Below are 17096 nucleotides of genomic sequence, written 5' to 3'. Positions count from 1 at the left end.
CGCGCAGCCTGCGGCAGCCGGTTTGCGTTCGCCAGTGGTCGTGCTCGGTTCTGCCAAGGCGGTTGACGTTTTCGATGTGCCGCAACGCAGAAGTGTGCAAATGGGACATAGGTATCTGGATCGATACGGGCGCTGCCGCTGCCCGCACGGCGGCGCGAGGTTCCACGGCCGCCCAGTGTCCGGCATCGCATCGCCGCACGCCATGCGATCTGGACGCGGACACCGGCCCGCCGGCGCTGCCCCTTGACCACCAACGCCCACAGCGGCCAGTCTCGGGGGCTGGCACGGCGGGGGTCGTGTCGCTCGCCTTGAACGGAGAACCGCCGTGGACCGTCGTACCTTCCTCACCCTGTCTGGCATCGGTGCTGCCGGCTTGCTGTTGCCGAACACGCGCCTGATCGCCGCCGAGCAGTTGCTCACACCCAACGATGCCGCGCGCAGCCGGCGCTTGTCCGATACCGCGCTGAGCACCGCCAAGGCGGCGGGTGCCAGCTATTGCGATGTGCGGGTGGGGCGCTATCTGCGCCAGTTCGTGATCACCCGCGAGGCGCAGGTGGAGAACGTGGTCAACGCCGAATCCAGCGGCGTGGGCGTACGCGTGCTGGCCGATGGCGCGTGGGGCTTTGCGGCCACCAATACGCTGAGCAGCGATGGCGTGGCCACCGCCACGCGGCAGGCGGTGGCGATCGCCAAGGCCAATGCGCGGCTGGGTGGGGCGCCGGTGCAGCTGGCGCCGGTGACGCCGGCCGGGCAGGTCAGCTGGAAGACGCCGATCAGGAAGAACGCGATGGCAGTGCCGCTGCAGAACAAGGTGGCGCTGCTGATGGACGTCAACGCGGCCGCGCTCAATGCCGGCGCCACCTTCGTGGCCTCACGCCTGTTTGCGATCAACGAGCAGAAGTATTTCGCCAGCAGCGACGGCTCCTACATCGATCAGGACGTGCACCGGCTGTGGCTGCCGTTCACCGTCACTGCGGTGGACAAGGCCAGCGGCAAGTTCCGCACCCGCGACGGACTGTCCTCGCCGATGGGCATGGGCTACGAATATCTGGATGGCGATGCCAAGCAGAAGCACCAACTGCCAGGCGGGCTGATCGGTTACGGGCACAGTTACGACGCGCGCGAAGATGCGATCGCCGCGGCCAGGCAGGCACGCGCCAAACTCACCGCACCGTCGGTAAAGGCCGGCAAGTACGATCTGGTGATCGACCCGAGCAATCTGTTCCTCACCATCCACGAATCGGTGGGCCATCCGCTCGAGCTCGATCGCGTGCTCGGTTACGAGGCCAACTATGCCGGCACCAGCTTCGCCACGCTGGACAAGCGCGACGCGGGGTTCCGCTGGGGCAGCGATGCGGTGACCTTCGTCGCCGACAAGACCCAGCCGGGCAGCCTGGGTGCGGTGGGTTATGACGATGAAGGCGTCAAGAGCAAGCAGTGGGAGCTAGTCAAGGACGGCATCCTGGTCGATTACCAGTGCACGCGCGATCAGGCGCATCTGCTCGGCAAGACCGCATCCGATGGCTGCAGCTATGCCGACTCGTGGTCCAGCGTGCAGTTCCAGCGCATGCCCAACGTGTCGTTGGCCGCAGGCAAGCAACCGCTTGCCGTTGCCGAGATGATCAAGAACGTGGAGCGTGGGTTGTACATCCACGGGCGCGGCTCGTATTCGATCGATCAGCAGCGCTACAACGCGCAGTTCGGCGGGCAGCTGTTCTACGAGATCGAAAACGGCCAGGTCACGCGCCTGGTGGAAGACGGCGCCTACCAGATCCGCACGCCGGAATTCTGGAATGCCTGCAGCGCGGTCTGCGATCAACGCGATTTCCGCCTGGGCGGCTCGTTCTTCGATGGCAAGGGCCAGCCCAGCCAGGTCTCGGCGGTGTCGCACGGATCGTCCACGGCGCGCTTCGATGGCATCAACGTGATCAATACCGCGCGTTCGCTGGGTTGAGGGTCGCTGGATCGGCTGCGCTGTGATTGATTTTTTCGCACTCGCCAATCACATTGAGGCACTGAGATTGTGTGCGTTGCGATCGCTCGGCAGTCTCCAAGACGAGTTAGCCGAGCGCGCGGTGCCCTCATCGCTCGCAGGACACGCCGTGAACCCGTCCAGGGGGCTCGATGACGGCCTGGATGCCACCAAGGAGCTTACAGGGACGTACTTGCAGCGTGTCCTGCGATGGTGGGCGGGCAAGGGCCCTGCAGTGAGCGCGTAGATCTCCGCTCTGCACCTGATTTAAGGAATGGGTCTGCGCATCCAACATGCAGCGACACTCATCGCACGCCGCCAGCCGCGCTCGCCACGCATCGATGCGCGCCGGTTATGCCACGCGATTCATCGGCGCCCAACGTTTGCGCACGCACCCCTGCCGAGAGTCATTTGACGCAGCGTTCATCGCCCGGCAAGAATCGGGGATACCGCGCGCAGAGCCATGTGCGTGTCGCCACACCACCTGCGCGCCGCGCGGGATCATTGGGGAGTTGCCGTGCAGCGACGTGATTTCCTGGCCCTGACCGGGCTGACCATGGGTGGCCTGATCGTGCCGGCCTACTTCGGCAAGGCGATTGCCGCCGAGCAATTGGTGACGCAGATGGATGTGGGCCGCAAGAAGCGCCTGGCCGATGCCGGCCTCAATGCTGCGCGTCAGGCCGGTGCGAGCTATTGCGATGTGCGCATCGGTCGGTATCTGCGCCAGTTCGTCATCACCCGCGAGGACAAGGTGCAGAACGTGGTCAACACCGAATCCATCGGTGCCGGCGTGCGCGTCCTGGTGGCGGGCGCCTGGGGATTCGCCGCCACCAACGAGCTCACCGAACAGGGCGTGGCCAAGGCCGCCGCGCAGGCTGCCGCGATCGCCAAGGCCAACGCCAAGGTGCAGGGCACGCCGGTGCAACTGGCGCCCACACCCGGGGTCGGGGAAGTCAGCTGGAAGACGCCGATCAAGAAGAACGCGATGGACGTGCCGATCAAGGACAAGGTGGACCTGCTGCTGGGCGTCAACGCAGCCGCCACCGCGGCCGGCGCCAACTTCGTCAACTCGATGCTGTTCGTGGTCAACGAGCAGAAGTACTTTGCCAGCACCGACGGCTCCTACATCGACCAGGACGTGCACCGCATCTGGGCGCCGCTGAGCGTGACCGCCATCGACAAGGCCAGCGGCAAGTTCCGCACCCGCGACGGCTTGTCCGCGCCGATGGGCCTAGGCTACGAATATCTGGATGGCGCCGCCTCGGGCAAGTTCGTCTCGCCCAACGGCGTGGTGAATTACGGCCTGTCCTACGACATGAAGGAGGACGCGATCGCCGCGGCCAGGCAGGCGCAGGAAAAGCTCAAGGCACCGTCGGTGAAGCCGGGCAAGTACGACCTGGTGCTGGACCCCTCGCACACCTGGCTCACCATCCACGAATCGGTCGGCCACCCGCTGGAACTGGATCGCGTGCTAGGCTACGAGGCCAACTATGCCGGCACCAGCTTCGCCACGCTGGACAAGCTCAAGGCCGGTTTCCAGTACGGCAGCGACAAGGTGCACATCCTGGCCGACAAGACCCAGCCCGGCAGTTTGGGTGCGGTGGGCTACGACGACGAAGGCGTCAAGACCAAGCAGTGGGACCTGATCCGCGACGGCAAGCTGGTGGACTATCAGGCCATCCGCGACCAGGCGCATATCCTCGGCAAGACCGCCTCCGATGGGTGCTGCTACGCCGACTCGTGGTCGAGCGTGCAGTTCCAGCGCATGGCCAATGTGTCGCTGGCCGCCGGCAAGACGCCGCTGAGCGTGAGCGAGTTGATCAAGAACGTGGAAAACGGCATCTACATCATCGGCGACGGCTCGTTCTCCATCGACCAGCAGCGCTACAACGCGCAGTTCGGTGGCCAGCTGTTCTACGAAATCAAGAACGGTGCGATCACCCGCATGCTCGAAGACGTGGCCTACCAGATCCGCACGCCGGAATTCTGGAACGCCTGCAGCGCCGTGGCCGATCAACGCGACTACCGCCTGGGCGGCTCGTTCTTCGACGGCAAGGGCCAGCCGAGCCAGTCCTCGGCGGTCTCGCATGGCTCGTCCACCGCCCGTTTCGACGGCATCAACGTCATCAAGACCGCCCGCTCGCTCGGCTGACAGGAGAAACCCACATGAGCATCCTTACCGAAGCGCAGGCCAAGGCCATCCTGGACAAGGTCATCCAGCTGTCCAAAGCCGACGAGTGCACCGCCACGCTCACCGGCTCGATCGACGGCAACATCCGTTTTGCGCTCAACAACGTGTCCACCAGCGGCATCGTCGACAACACCGACCTGCAGGTGCAGGTGGCGTTCGGCAAGCGCGTGGGCATCGCCACCATCAACGAGTTCGACGATGCCGCGCTGGAGCGCGTGGTGCGGCGTGCCGAAGACCTGGCGCGGCTGGCGCCGGAAAACCCGGAATTCATGCCGGCGGTGGACAAGCAGACCTACAGGCCCAGCCCCACCTTCAGCGACTCCACCGCCGCCATCGACCCGGCATTCCGCGCGCAGGTGGCCGCCGATTCGATCGCCCCGTGCAAGGGCAAGGGATTGATCGCGGCCGGCTTCCTGGAAGATGGTCAGAGCTTTACCGCGTTCGCCAACAGCAAGGGCAACTTCGGCTACCAGCGTGGCGCGCGTTTCGACTACACCTGCACCGTGCGCACCGAAGACGGTCGCGGCTCGGGCTGGGTGGGCCGCAACCTCAAGGATGCCGCCGACTTCAAGGCCGAGCAGGACATCCGCATCGCCATGCGCAAGGCCAGCGACTCCTCCGAAGCCAAGGCGCTGGAACCGGGCAAGTACACGGTGATCCTGGAGCCGGCAGCGGCGGCACGCCTGATTTCTTCCATGATGCGCTACTTCGATGCGCGCATGGCCGACGAGGGCCGCAGCTTCCTGTCCAAGAAGGGCGGCGGCAACAAGCTGGGCGAGCAGGTCTACGACCCGCGCGTGAACATCACCGCCGACCCATGGGATGCGCGTGCCGCCGTGCTGCCGTGGGACGAGGAAGGCCTGCCGCGCGAGAAGATGGCCATCGTGGAGAACGGCAAGGTCGCCAACCTGCAGTATTCGCGGTTCTGGGCGCAGAAGAACGGCAAGCGCGCGGTCGGCGAGCCGGGCAACCTGCTGATGGCCGGTGGCGACAAGAACATCGCCGAGCTGGTGCGCGGCACCGAGAAGGGCATCCTGGTCACGCGCACCTGGTACATCCGCATGGTCGACCCGCAGACCGTGCTGCTGACCGGGCTGACCCGCGACGGCACCTTCTACATCGAGAACGGGCAGATCAAGTACCCGGTGAAGAATTTCCGCTTCAACGAATCGCCGATCATCATGCTCAACAACATCGACGAGCTGGGCAGGCCGGTGCGCGTGGCTGGCGATGGATCCAGCTATGTGATGATGATTCCGCCGATGCGGCTGCGCGACTTCACGTTTACCTCGTTGTCGGATGCGGTGTGACTGAGAGCCGGGAATCGGGAGTGGGGAATCGGGAATGGGAGAGCGGAGCAAGCTCTTCGCGGCCCGATGGTTTTCCTGCACATCCCGTTCCCGGTCTACACGCCCTGGCGGCGCCCGCGACGCGCCGTCATTTCCTTGGATTGCTGCTCGGTAGCGTCGCTGCGTTGGCGCTGCCGCGGCAGGCGCGGGCGGCTGGCAATTACGATTTCTGGTTGACCCGGCTGCGCTACGACTCGGGCGATTGGGATGTGGATGCGCGCATGCCGTCCAACCTGAGCACCTCGCTGATCGACTACACCCAGCTGCGCGTGGACCCGCAGGAGCATGTGCTGGACCTAGCCGATCCGCGCATGTTGCAGGCGCCGTTCTGCTATCTGTCCGGGCACAAGCTGGTGGAATTCAATCCGGCCGAGCGGCGCAACTTCGAGTGCTATGTGCGTAACGGCGGCTTCGTGTTCGTGGACGATTGCAATCACGATATCGATGGCCTGTTCGCCACTTCGTTCGAGGCGCAGATGACCTCGATCTTCGGCAAGACCGCGCTGCAGAAACTGCCCAAAAACCATCGGCTCTACAGCGCATTCTTCAAATTCCCCGACGGCCCGCCGGCCACCAGTTTCGAGCTCAATGGCTGGGGCGACGACCTGGTGCACGACTACCTCAGGGGCATCAGCATCGACGGCCGGCTCGGCGTGTTGTACAGCAACAAGGATTACGGCTGCGAATGGGATTACGACTGGCGCAACAAACGCTTCCTGGCCGAAGACAACACCAGGTTCGCAGTGAACATCGTGATGTATGCATTGACCAACTGACATCGATCCGTAGGAGCGCGCTGGCGCGCGATGCCGTACCGGTAACGCCACATCGCGCGCAAGCGCGCTCCTACACACCATCGCCGGAGATGTTTTGCAGGCAATCCGCACCGCCAACCACCCACCGCCGCACACGCAAGCCCTGCCCGCTCCTGTAGGAGCGCGCTGGCGCGCGATGTGGCGTTACCGGTAGCGCATCGCGCGCAAGCGCGCTCCTACGCCAACAGCCAGACAACGAGACTTCCCCCATGACTTCCCCCAACGACGACACCCTCACCCGGCAGCTCTCCCAACTCGGCGCCTTGCGTGCGGCCCTGGCGCAGGCGGTGGTGGGCCAGGACGCGGTGGTGGAGCAACTGCTGATCGGCCTGCTCGCCGGCGGCCACTGCCTGCTGGAAGGCGCGCCCGGCCTGGGCAAGACGCTGCTGGTGCGCTCGCTGGGGCAGGCGCTGGAGCTGCAGTTCCGCCGCGTGCAGTTCACCCCGGACCTGATGCCCAGCGACATCCTGGGCACCGAGCTGCTGGAAGAGGATCACGGCACCGGACATCGCCAGTTCCGGTTCCAGCAGGGGCCGATCTTCACCAACCTGCTGCTGGCCGACGAGCTCAATCGCACCCCGCCCAAGACCCAGGCCGCACTGCTGGAGGCGATGAGCGAGCGCACGGTGAGTTATGCCGGCACCACCTATGCGTTGCCGGCGCCGTTCTTTGTGCTGGCCACGCAGAACCCGATCGAACAGGCCGGCACCTACCCGTTGCCGGAAGCGCAGCTGGACCGCTTCCTGCTGCATGTGCGGGTGGACTATCCCAGCGAGCAGGAAGAGCGCGACATCCTCGGCCAGACCACCGGCACCCGCAGCGCGCAGGTGCCCAGGGTGATGGACGCCGACAGCGTGCTGGCGCTGCAGCAACAGGCGCGCCACGTGCATGTGGGCGCGGATCTGCTGACCTGGATCAATCGCCTGGTGCGGGCCAGCCGCCCCGGCCCGCGGGCCGGCGAGGACGTGCGCCAGTGGATCAAATGGGGCGCCGGCCCGCGCGCCGGGCAATCGCTGGTGCTGGCGGCCAAGGCGCGTGCGCTGTTGCATGGCCGCCTTGCCGCCACCCGCGAGGATGTCGTCGCGCTGGCCGCGCCGGTGATGCGCCACCGCCTGTTGCTGTCGTTCGCCGCCGAGGCCGAGCAACGCAGCGCCGACGATGTGGTCGCCGCGCTGCTGCGCGCCGTGCCGTTCCCGGCGTGAGGCAGGTCGCGGCGTGAGCATGGACATGCCGGCACTGATTCCCGCCGAGCTGCGCAGCCGCCTGCGCGGCCTGCAGTTGCGTGCGCGGCAGGCGCAGGGTGCGCAGGGGATCGGCCAGCACGCCAGCCGCAGCCGCGGCGCCGGGCTGGAATTCTCGCAATACCGCGCCTACGAACCCGGCGATGCCTTGCGCCAGATCGACTGGAAGCTCTACGCCCGCTCGGACCGGTTCTTCGTGCGCGAGGCCGAGCGCGAAAGCCCGCTGACGCTGTGGGTGTTGCTCGACGCCACCGCCTCCGCGGGGCAGGCCGATCAGGCGCGCCCGCAATACACCCGTCTGCAGGCGATGGCGACCCTGGCCGCGTGCGCTACCGAGGTCGCGCTGCAGCAAGGCGACCAGGTCGGCCTGTTCGCGGTGCATGGCGATGGCCTGGTGGCGGTGCCGGCCGGTGGCGGGCCGCGTCAACGCGACCGGCTGTGGCTGGCCTTGCACGCACTGCGCGCCGGTGGCCGCTGGCCGGGCATGGATGCATTGCGTCCGCTGTGGGAACGCATCGCCGCACACGCGCTGGTGCTGTCGATCGGCGACGGCTTCGACGAAGCACTGCTCGGCGCGCTGGAAAAACTCGCCACCGCACGCCGCGAGGTGATGCAGCTGCAGGTGCTGACCTGCGACGAACGCGATTTTCCCTTCAGCGGCGGGCACCGCTTCCGCGACCCGGAAACCGGGGAAGAACTGCTCGGCGACGGCGCCGCGCTGCGCGCTGCGTATCTGCAACGCTTCGGCGCGGCCCAGCGCGCGCTGCAGGCACGCTGGCAGGCGGCCGGCATTGCGCACGCCGTGCATTATCTGGATGCGCCACCGGATGCGGCATTGCGCGAGCTGTTCGCGCACGGTGCGCGGCGATGAGCCAGCGCACCGGCGCCGGCGCCGCAGCCGAGGGAGCGCAGCGGTGAACCTGCTCCTGCTGTTCCCCGCCGGCCTGGCCGCGTTGGCCGCACTGCTGCTGCCGTTGCTGATCCATCTGGCCCGCCGCAGCGAACACCGGCCCACCGACTTTGCCGCATTGCGCTGGTTGCGTGCGCTGCCGCGCCCGCGCCACCGCGTGCGTTTCGACGAATGGCCGCTGCTGCTGGTGCGTTTGCTGCTGCTGGCCGCGGTGGCACTGCTGCTGGCCGAGCCGGCCTTGCGCGACCACCAGCAGGCGCGCCCGCGCGTCGTGGTCAGCCCCGGCGTGGATCTGGCCGCGGCCCAGGCACTCGGCCACGCGGCCAACGCGCAGTGGGTGTGGCTGGCGCCAGGCTTCCCGCCGGTCGATGCCGATGCGGCACACCCACCCGCCACGCCCGCCGACACCGCGCCGCCGATATCCAGCCTGCTGCGCGAACTCGATGCCAGCCTGTCGCCAGATGCTGCGCTGAGCGTGATCGTGCCCAGCCAGTGGGGGCCGCTGGATGCGCAACGGCTGCAGCTGTCGCATCAGGTGCGGTGGCAGGTCGTGCCCGGCCAGTCGCCGCTTGCGGCCCCCGCCGTTGCCGCGCCGCTACGACTGCAGGCGATTGCCGACGACAGCGCCGCACCGGCCCTGCGCTATCTGCGCGCCGTGCATGCCGCCTGGGCGCTGCCGGGCAGCTTGCCGACAGGCACGCCGGCCGATGCGCAGCCAGCGCGCTGGGCCCCAGGCACGGTGGTGGCATGGCTGTCGCGCAGTGCCCCGCCGGCGCCGGTGATGGCCTGGGTCGCAGCCGGTGGGCAGCTGCTGCTGGATGCGCAGACCACCATCCCGCCCAACCTCGTCGCGACGCTGCAGCCCGTGCAACACACTGCTTCTGGCGAGCCATTGCTCGATGCCGCAGCGCTCGGCCGCGGCCGCCTGCTGCGCTGGGCCGCGCCATTGCAGCCGCAGCGTCTGCCGGCGCTGCTGGATGCCGACGTCCCCACCCGCCTGCACGAGGCCCTGCAGTCGATACCCGCACCACAGCGCGCGCTGGCGCAGACCCAGCAGCCGCAACGCGGCCCTGCCATCCGCCTGGCCAGCGCTCCGTGGCCGCTGGCGCCGTGGCTGATCGGCCTGGTGCTGCTGCTGTTTGCGGTCGAACGCTGGCTGGCCACCGCGCCCCGCCGGAGCAGCGCGGCATGAGCACGCCGGCCCTGCTCCACGCCTGGCAGGCCGCGCGGCGACGGCAGGCCGCCGGCGTGCTGCTGTGCGGGCTGCCGCTGGCGGCGGTGCCAGCGGCGCTGGCGTGGCGCGCCGGGGCGCAGGCAGCCGTCTTGCCACTGCTGCTCCTGGGCCTGCTGGCGCTGATCGGCGTGGCACTGCTGGCGGCACGTCGGCTGGACCAGACCTGGCTGATCCGCCGGCTGGACCGCGACGCGGATCTGGAAGACAGCAGCGACCTGCTGTTCGCCCCGGCCGGGCAGCTCGGCCCGCTGCAGACCCGGCAACGCCAGCGCCTGGAACAGCGCCTGCGCAGCGCCCCGCGCGACCTGCGCCCGGCCTGGCCGTGGCGCCGCGCCTGGCCCTGGAGCGTGCTGGGTGGGCTCGCCTGCGCCGCGCTGCTGCTGTGGCCGCACCCCGCTCACCGGCCCACCGCAGGCAACGACCGGATCGCCGCCGCCCGCGCCGGCACCGGCGCCCCCACCCTGGGTCAGGCGCGGCTGTACAGCACCCCGCCGGCCTACACCGGCCTTCCCGCCGCACGCCTGCCCGGCCTGGACGCGCGCGTGCCGGCCGGCACCCGGCTGGACTGGCAACTGCAGGTCAGCCCGGCGCCGCGCAGCGTGGCCCTGCGGCTCACCGATGGCCGCGTCGTCGCGCTGTCCCGGCAAGGCGGTGGTGATACCTGGCAGGGCCACTGGATCGCCGAGCGCGCCAGCCTGTACCGCATCCTCATCGACGGCACGCCGGCCGACCGCCAGCTGCATCGCCTCGACGTGCTGCCGGACCGCCCGCCGCAGGTGCGCGTGCTCGCGCCCGAACAGAGCCTGGTGCTGTGGTCCCCAGCCAATCGCACCTGGACGCTGCGCTTCGAGGTCAGCGACGATTACGCGGTCGCCGCCAGCGCCGAGCTGCGCCTCACCCTGGCCCAGGGCAGCGGCGAGAACATCACCTTCACCACCCAGCGCCGCACGCTCACCGGCAGTGGCGCGACCAGGCAACGCAGCTTCGCCACCACCCTGGAGCCGCAAGCCTTGGACATGGCCGCCGGCGACGACCTGATCGCCCAGCTCATCGTGCACGACACCCGCCAACCCAACCCACAGGAAGGCCGCAGCGCCAGCGTGATCCTGCGCTGGCCGCCGCCCGAACAGACCATGGCCGCCGGCCTGGAAGCCAGCGTCAAGCAGACCTTGCCGGCCTACTTCCGCAGCCAGCGCCAGATCATCATCGACGCCGAGGCGCTGCTGAAGGACAAGCCGCGCCTGGACCCGGCCACCTACCTCAAGCGCGCCGACGCCATCGGCGTGGACCAGCGCCTGCTGCGGCTGCGCTACGGCCAGTTCCTGGGCGAAGAGAGCGAAGGCGCGCCGCAAGGCCCGCCGGCTGCCGACGCGCCACCCACCAGCGACGCCCCGGCCGACGCTCTGCCCACTGCCGACATGCCCACCGCGGATGCACCGGCAACGCCGGCGACGCCCGCGCCCGCCCGGGACGAACACGGGCACGATACGCACGACCATGCCGCCGAGGCCGGCGCTGCCGCGCTGGACGACCACGATCATGCGCATGGCGACGGCGGGCCGCAGCGCAACGGCTTCGGCCAGGCGCAGGACGTGCTGTCCGAATTCGGGCATACCCACGACCACGCCGAAGCCGCCACCCTGCTCGACCCGCAGACCCGCGCCCTGCTGCGCGCCGCGCTGGACCAGATGTGGCAGTCCGAGGGCGAGCTGCGCCAGGGCCACCCGGAGCGTGCGTTGCCGTTTGCCAACGAGGCGCTGGGCTTCATCAAGCAGGTGCAGCAGGCCGAACGCATCTACCTGGCGCGGGTAGGCACGCAGCTGCCGCCGATCGACCCCGGCCGCCGCCTGAGCGGCGACCGCGCCGGCCTGGGCGACCGTGCCGCCGGGCTGGACAGCCGCCCGGACCCGGACCCGTCCGCGCTGCAGCTATGGGATGCACTGGGCGAAGCAGCCCCGGTGCCCGACGCCACCCTGGCCCGCTACGCGCACTGGCTGCAAACCCAACAGGACCACCTGCACGACCCACTGAGCCTGGCCGCCGCCGTGGAAACGCTGCGCGCCGAACCCGACTGCGCCAGCTGCCGCACCCAGCTGCGCGCCCAGGTCTGGCGCACCCTGCTTGCCCCACCGGCAGCACCGCATCGCCGCGCCGCGCCCGACATCCGCGGCCAGCGCTATCTGGATGCGCTGCGCCAGGAGCCGCAACCATGATGCTGCCACCACCCCGGTTGACCGCACGCGGCAGGTTCCGCCTGCTGCACGCGCGCGCGGCGACCCGGCGCGTGGGGCCACGGCGGGCTGAATGCACGCAAGCGGAGCCGCAGGCATGACGCTCGCGCTGCCCTGGCTGGTCGGCAGTGCCTTGCTGCTGCTGGTGATGGTGAGCTGGTTCCGGCTGCTGCGCGCACATGCCCGGCAACCGCACGCGCGCGCCCGGCTGTGGCTGTTGCTCGCCGCCCAACCGCTCCTGGCCGGCCTGCTCTACCCGGTGCTGCTGCCACCGCCGCATGCCGGCAGTACGAGCGAACTGCATGTCGCCACCGCAGGCACCCAGGCAGACCAGGTTCGCCCGACTGCTGCGGCGTGGGTCGCCCTGCCCGAGGCGCCCGCCTTACCCGGCGTGGCACGCGTCCCGGATCTGGCCACTGCGTTGCGGCGCGCGCCCGGCACCACCGCGCTGGTCATGCATGGTAGCGGCCTGCCGGCGCGCGACCGCGACGGCCTGCGTATCCCTGTGCGGCTGGCGCTGGCTCCGGTGCCGACCGGCCTGGTCGCCGTCTCCACGCCGCCGCCGGCCGCACCCGGCGAACGCATCGCCATCAGCGCGCGCGTGCAGGGCCTGCCGGGCGCGCGGGTGGAGTTGCTGGACCCGGCCGGGCAGGTGGTCGACACCGCCACCGCCGATGCGGCCGGCCAGGTGCAGCTACGAGGCCTGGCGCGCGCACCGGGGCAGGTGCTGTTCGCGCTGCGCCTGCGCGATGGTGCAGGCGCCGAACGCAGCCGCGTGCAGGTGCCGGTGCTGATCGCCGCAGTGCCGTCCGCACGCGTGCTGTTACTGGCCGGCGCGCCGCAGCCGGAACTGAAATACCTGCGCCGCTGGGCCAGCGATGCCGGGCTGGAGGTGCGTAGCCAGATCGCGGTCGGCCCCGGGGTGCAGCTCGGCGAGGGCGCCGCGCTGGATGCGGCCAGCCTGGACCGGCTCGACCTGCTGGTCCTCGACCCACGCCGCCTGGTGGCGCTGGGCAACGCGCAGCGCCAGACCCTGCGCGCGGCGATCCAGCGCGGCCTGGGCGTGCTGGTGCGCACCGACGGGCCAGTGGACGCCGGCGCCCGCGCCGCCCTGGCCGAGCTGGGCCTTGCGGTCAGCGGCGGCAGCACCGGCAGCCCGGTGCCCGCGCCGCAGCGGCTGTCCGCGCTGGCTCGACCCAGCGGTCCGGCTGCCAGCCCCGGCGATACCCCGGCGCTGGCGCCGCTGCAACGTCGCGACCTGCAACCGCAGGCCAGCGACGCCCTGATCGCCGCACGCGCCGACGACGGCAGCGCCCTGGGCTGGTGGCGCGCGCAGGGACGCGGGCGCATCGGCATCGGCCTGGTCGAAGACAGCTTCGCGCTGGTGCTGGCCGGCCGCAGCGATCTGCATGCCGCGCTCTGGGCGCAGTTGTCCGGCGCCGTCGCCCGTCCCGGCGCCGCCCTACCCAGCCCGGTACAGAACGGCTGGTCGCAGCAACGCATGACCCTGTGCGAGCTGAGCCCCGACGCCTTCGTCACCGACCCAAACCAGGCCCGCCAACCGCTCCTGCTGGAGCGCAACGGCAATAGCCCGCCCTGCGCCGGCTACTGGCCCGCAACCGCCGGCTGGCATCGCCTGCATAGCGGCGCCACACAACGCTGGCTCTACATCCGCGCGCCCAACGACACCCCGGCCATGTACGCGCAGCAACTGCGCGCAGCCACCATTGCACTGGCGGCAACCACTTCCTCCGCAACCAGTGCAACACCTGCTTCCCAACCGGGCACACGCTGGCCGTGGTTGCTTGTCTGGCTCAGCGTTGCGGCAGCGTTGTGGTGGTTCGAACGGCGGCGACATTCGCCAAGGGTTGGCGTGGCAAGCGCTTGAACGAGCTCCGCAGGTCAACGTTGTCGATGGCATTTCCTACGTGAGATGACCTGCTGTGGCAACGCCCCGCATGGTCTCGCGCGATGCGGTGTTGGCACAGATCAGATTGCGCTTTCGATGACGTCGTTCGCGCATCGCAGCCCTCCACACGCGTTAGGCATCGCAGCACATGCGTCGGCTTGCCATTGATGACCGCCACGCGCGGCCATGAGTCCATGACGGTTTTGCCACCACTGGCCCTTGCAACGCTCCAGCAACTCTGTGCATACCCGCACCGGTGCAGCGGAGCTGTCTGGACCTGCAGCCGCATGCTGCACCTCTGCACGTAATCGACAGCTGCTCCCTCATCGGCTGCACTCGGCAAGCCGGTGATTCAACGCTCGACCATCACACGCCGCCACACCCGGCAATGATTGTTCGCCGGCAATGCCACATCGTCGATCAACTGCAATCCCACCGACGCCGCCAGTGCATCTACCGCTTCGGCATCGCGGATGCCCGAGGCGGGGTCGCGCTCGCGCAGCAGTGCGTCGAAGGCGCGATTGCTGTCGCTGGTGAATTGCCCATTGCGGTTGAACGGCCCGTAGACCACCAGCAGCGCATCCGGTGCCAGCACCGCCGGCAATCCGGCAAACAAGACCTGCACCTGCGGCCAGCCCATGATGTGCAAGGTGTTGGCGCTGTAGATCGCATCGAAGCCGCGCTGGCCGTCACGCAGCGCGGGCACGCTGGGCAGGGGTGCAAGCCCCGGCGTGGGCGTCAGCACGGCCTGCAGCGGAATCGGCGCCGGGGTATTCGGCAGCGCAGCGTCATCCAGCCATTGCCGCATGCCAGGAAGATGATCGGCGTGGTCGCTGGCCTGCCACTGCAGCCACGGCATCGCCGCAGCGAAGTGCACTGCGTGCTGCCCGGTGCCCGCGCCGATTTCCAGCACCCGCTGCCGGTCGGCAAAGTGCGTGCGCAGCACGTCCAGAATCGGGTCGCGGTTACGCGCAGAGGCGGGCGAAAAGGGCTTGGTCATCAAAAGTATCCTGATTATTTTTCAGTCCACCTACCGCAGCCGCCGCTGTAGATGAGCGGCGCGATAACAGACAACGCGGCAAACAACAGTTTACGAAGACATGGCGAAGGGAACGACCGAGCTGCACAACAGCACGTGCTGCGCTCGCTACCTTTGTTGCGTCATACGCACTTCTTTTTCGACGCCATCTCCTGAGAATCGACCATGTAATCTCATGCTTTCTTGAAGCTTAAAACGATTGCCGCCATTGCGCTGCTTGCGGCCGCGCTCCCGGCTGCGCAATCCGCCCGCGCAGCATCCCAAGTCATCGCCACGATCAAATTCGACGGTCCCGTCGCCGCCAATCCGCGCCAGGCACGCGCTGGGCAGCCCACTCCAAAGGAAGTCATCCGCTCGCTGAGCAATGCCGCTTTCAGCACGTGCAAACGCGTGAGGGCGACGGTGACACGCGTTGACCTGATCAAGATGCAAGCAACTTCTGCGAACACCACCGGTGTGTGGCAAAACGTCAGGACACGCTGGAACTGCGTGGCTACCAACTAACGCGAGCTGCCATTGCACCGCTAGCGATGCGTGGCAGCGCCAGTGTCGATCAATAAAGCGTTCCCGTCCCGGCATGTGGCCTCTCGCTGCATGCCGGGGCAAGAGACAGATACGAAGACACCCAGCGCATGCGTACTGCGTGCGAATTCACGACTTCGCCCGACAGTGAGCGCGGTCGTTGCCCGTTTGGCCACAAGCGTCACGTCGCCCGTAGTGGCCCATCAGCGCGGTGGTGGCAACGCCTCGTACGCGCGCCGCACCGCGTCTTCGCCATAACGGCGCTCCAGCCGGCGCACGATGAAATGCCCGCGCGCCATCGCCTGGAAGTGGCGCATGAACACGGTATTGAGCGTGGCGCCGCTCACCGCACCGACCAGCGGCACCGCCTGCACGGCGAGTTTTTCGCCGACATTGACCGAGAACTTGGCCGCAACGCGCGACACCAGCGACACCAGCACCGGTGCGCCCTTGCTGGCAAACCCGTGCGCCGCAACGTAATGCGCCGCAGCGCTGAGTTGTTGTGCCATTGCCGCGCGGACCGCGAAGTAGCCCGATTCGGCGCCGTCGTCGCTGGCACTGCGCCCGCCATGCGCCAGCACTTCCAGGCAGGCCAGCGCGGTTTCCGGGTCGCGCAGCGATTCGCCTTCGGAACGGGCGATATCGGCGATGGAGCGCAGCATCACCGTGGTGGTCAGCGGCAATTCCACCAACAAGCCGGGCAGGCCGAAGAATCCGCCCGCACCGCCAGCGACAGCCACCGCCATGGTGTGGCGTGTGGTGGACGCAGGCTGCTGCAGGTCGGTCTTGCCGCGCAGGCTCAGCAATGCCGATTGCATCGCCACCTGCAGCGCACGGCGGGTCACGCCGTCGATGCTGCGGGTGACCAGTTTCGGCAGCCGTCGGGTGACCAGGCGCTCGATCGGCGCGCCCAGTGCATTGGCCAGCTGGGCGGCCACGCCGGGGTTTTCCAACAGCGCGTGCGCGGTGGCCAGATCGCGTTGCGCGGCAACGTCCATCACCGGGATCGGAAGCGTCGTCATGCCTGCTCTTCGTCGTTGGGGCTTGCACCGATGGTACCCAGCGCCATGTGAGCGCCGGACGAGCGAACTCGGCAAGCGAAAAACACCATCCTGCAATTGGCTGGCAAAATGCGCGATCATCGGGGTTCAAGCAGCCAATGCCGATCAGATGAATCGTGAGATCCGCCACAGCATCGTCATTGCGGCCGCGCCGGAAGTGGTCTGCGCCGCTTTGTCAGAGCCCATGCAGCTGGCGCGCTGGTGGACACGCGAGGTGAGCCTGGTCGAGAACCGGGTGCGGCTGGACTGGAGCCGGCAGGGCTGGCGGGTGGAGCTGAGCATCGACGACGGCGCCAACTACCGCCTGGTGCGCTGGCGCTGCCACGCCTCCAACATGCTCGACACCGACGCCTGGAAGGGCACGGTGATGCGCTTCGAGCTGCGCTCCACCAGTCAGGGCACGCAAGTGGATTTCGTGCAGTCCGGTTACCGCGATTCGCCATGCAAAGAGGCCTGCGCACGCGGCTGGCGCTTCTTTTTGGGCAGCAGCCTCAAACGCTACGTTGAAACCGGCGAGGGCACGCCGTCGGCCGATATGCGCATGCCGGAATCGCCTTGAGCAGCGCCCGCATGCAGCGCGCCGAGGGCAGCAGAGGCGGCAGCGTTGTGCTGCTGCACGGCA

At 68.6% G+C, this 17096-nt stretch carries 13 protein-coding genes; 11 read left to right on the top strand and 2 right to left on the bottom strand.

From position 1 onward, the window contains the following. Positions 1 to 325: 325 nt before the first annotated feature. The 9 genes from XarbCFBP7408_RS19140 (at position 326) to XarbCFBP7408_RS19095 (ending at position 13831) form a co-directional block, all read left to right on the top strand. The gene (locus XarbCFBP7408_RS19140; protein ID WP_181106920.1) at positions 326 to 1954 is read left to right on the top strand and encodes a TldD/PmbA family protein; all 1629 of its coding nucleotides are present in this window, start codon (positions 326 to 328) and stop codon (positions 1952 to 1954) included. A gap of 535 nt (positions 1955 to 2489) precedes the next feature. Next, a complete protein-coding gene (locus tag XarbCFBP7408_RS19130; protein WP_181106922.1) occupies positions 2490 to 4124 on the top strand; it encodes a TldD/PmbA family protein in 1635 nt (544 codons plus the stop codon). Positions 4125 to 4138: 14 nt separating this feature from the next. Then, complete coding sequence (locus XarbCFBP7408_RS19125) at positions 4139 to 5473, top strand: TldD/PmbA family protein (protein ID WP_104564298.1); 1335 nt, start codon at positions 4139 to 4141, stop codon at positions 5471 to 5473. Continuing rightward, the gene (locus XarbCFBP7408_RS19120; RefSeq protein WP_104564297.1) at positions 5470 to 6288 is read left to right on the top strand and encodes a DUF4159 domain-containing protein; all 819 of its coding nucleotides are present in this window, start codon (positions 5470 to 5472) and stop codon (positions 6286 to 6288) included. Before XarbCFBP7408_RS19125 ends, XarbCFBP7408_RS19120 begins: the two co-directional genes overlap by 4 nt. Positions 6289 to 6536: 248 nt before the next feature. Further along, positions 6537 to 7529 (top strand): AAA family ATPase, encoded by a 993-nt coding sequence (locus tag XarbCFBP7408_RS19115; protein WP_104564296.1) that lies wholly within the window; start codon positions 6537 to 6539, stop codon positions 7527 to 7529. A 13-nt stretch (positions 7530 to 7542) separates the two neighbouring features. Then, positions 7543 to 8439 carry a DUF58 domain-containing protein gene (locus XarbCFBP7408_RS19110; protein ID WP_104564304.1) on the top strand — a complete coding sequence of 299 codons (897 nt, stop codon included), beginning with the start codon at positions 7543 to 7545 and terminating at the stop codon, positions 8437 to 8439. A 43-nt stretch (positions 8440 to 8482) separates the two neighbouring features. Then, positions 8483 to 9670 carry a BatA domain-containing protein gene (locus XarbCFBP7408_RS19105; RefSeq protein ID WP_104564295.1) on the top strand — a complete coding sequence of 396 codons (1188 nt, stop codon included), beginning with the start codon at positions 8483 to 8485 and terminating at the stop codon, positions 9668 to 9670. Next, positions 9667 to 11925, top strand: a complete 2259-nt coding sequence (locus XarbCFBP7408_RS19100) for a hypothetical protein (protein WP_181106924.1) — start codon at positions 9667 to 9669, stop codon at positions 11923 to 11925. The genes XarbCFBP7408_RS19105 and XarbCFBP7408_RS19100 overlap by 4 nt, the downstream gene beginning before the upstream one ends. A 115-nt stretch (positions 11926 to 12040) precedes the next feature. Beyond that, positions 12041 to 13831, top strand: a complete 1791-nt coding sequence (locus tag XarbCFBP7408_RS19095) for a hypothetical protein (RefSeq protein WP_104564294.1) — start codon at positions 12041 to 12043, stop codon at positions 13829 to 13831. Positions 13832 to 14204: 373 nt separating this feature from the next. On the opposite strand, the gene XarbCFBP7408_RS19090 is transcribed toward XarbCFBP7408_RS19095, so the two are convergent. Next, entirely contained in the window at positions 14205 to 14852 is a 648-nt protein-coding gene (locus XarbCFBP7408_RS19090; RefSeq protein WP_104564293.1) for a DUF938 domain-containing protein, read from the bottom strand. Positions 14853 to 15074: 222 nt separating this feature from the next. Between XarbCFBP7408_RS19090 and XarbCFBP7408_RS19085 the strand changes: the two genes are divergently transcribed. Beyond that, positions 15075 to 15395, top strand: coding sequence for a hypothetical protein (locus tag XarbCFBP7408_RS19085; protein WP_104564292.1), 321 nt, complete (start codon positions 15075 to 15077; stop codon positions 15393 to 15395). A 221-nt stretch (positions 15396 to 15616) separates the two neighbouring features. Here the strand turns inward: XarbCFBP7408_RS19085 and XarbCFBP7408_RS19080 are convergent, their stop codons facing one another. Then, positions 15617 to 16411, bottom strand: a complete 795-nt coding sequence (locus tag XarbCFBP7408_RS19080) for an EcsC family protein (RefSeq protein ID WP_104564291.1) — start codon at positions 16409 to 16411, stop codon at positions 15617 to 15619. 172 nt (positions 16412 to 16583) lie between these two features. Between XarbCFBP7408_RS19080 and XarbCFBP7408_RS19075 the strand changes: the two genes are divergently transcribed. After that, on the top strand, positions 16584 to 17033 hold the full coding sequence (locus XarbCFBP7408_RS19075) for an SRPBCC family protein (protein WP_104564290.1): 450 nt from the start codon (positions 16584 to 16586) through the stop codon (positions 17031 to 17033). Positions 17034 to 17096: the final 63 nt, after the last annotated feature.

The organism is Xanthomonas arboricola pv. guizotiae, from assembly GCF_002940205.1.
Classification (GTDB): domain Bacteria; phylum Pseudomonadota; class Gammaproteobacteria; order Xanthomonadales; family Xanthomonadaceae; genus Xanthomonas; species Xanthomonas arboricola_C.
The sequence above is the reverse complement of the archived record's forward strand: the minus strand, read 5'-3'. Positions and strand labels throughout refer to the sequence as shown.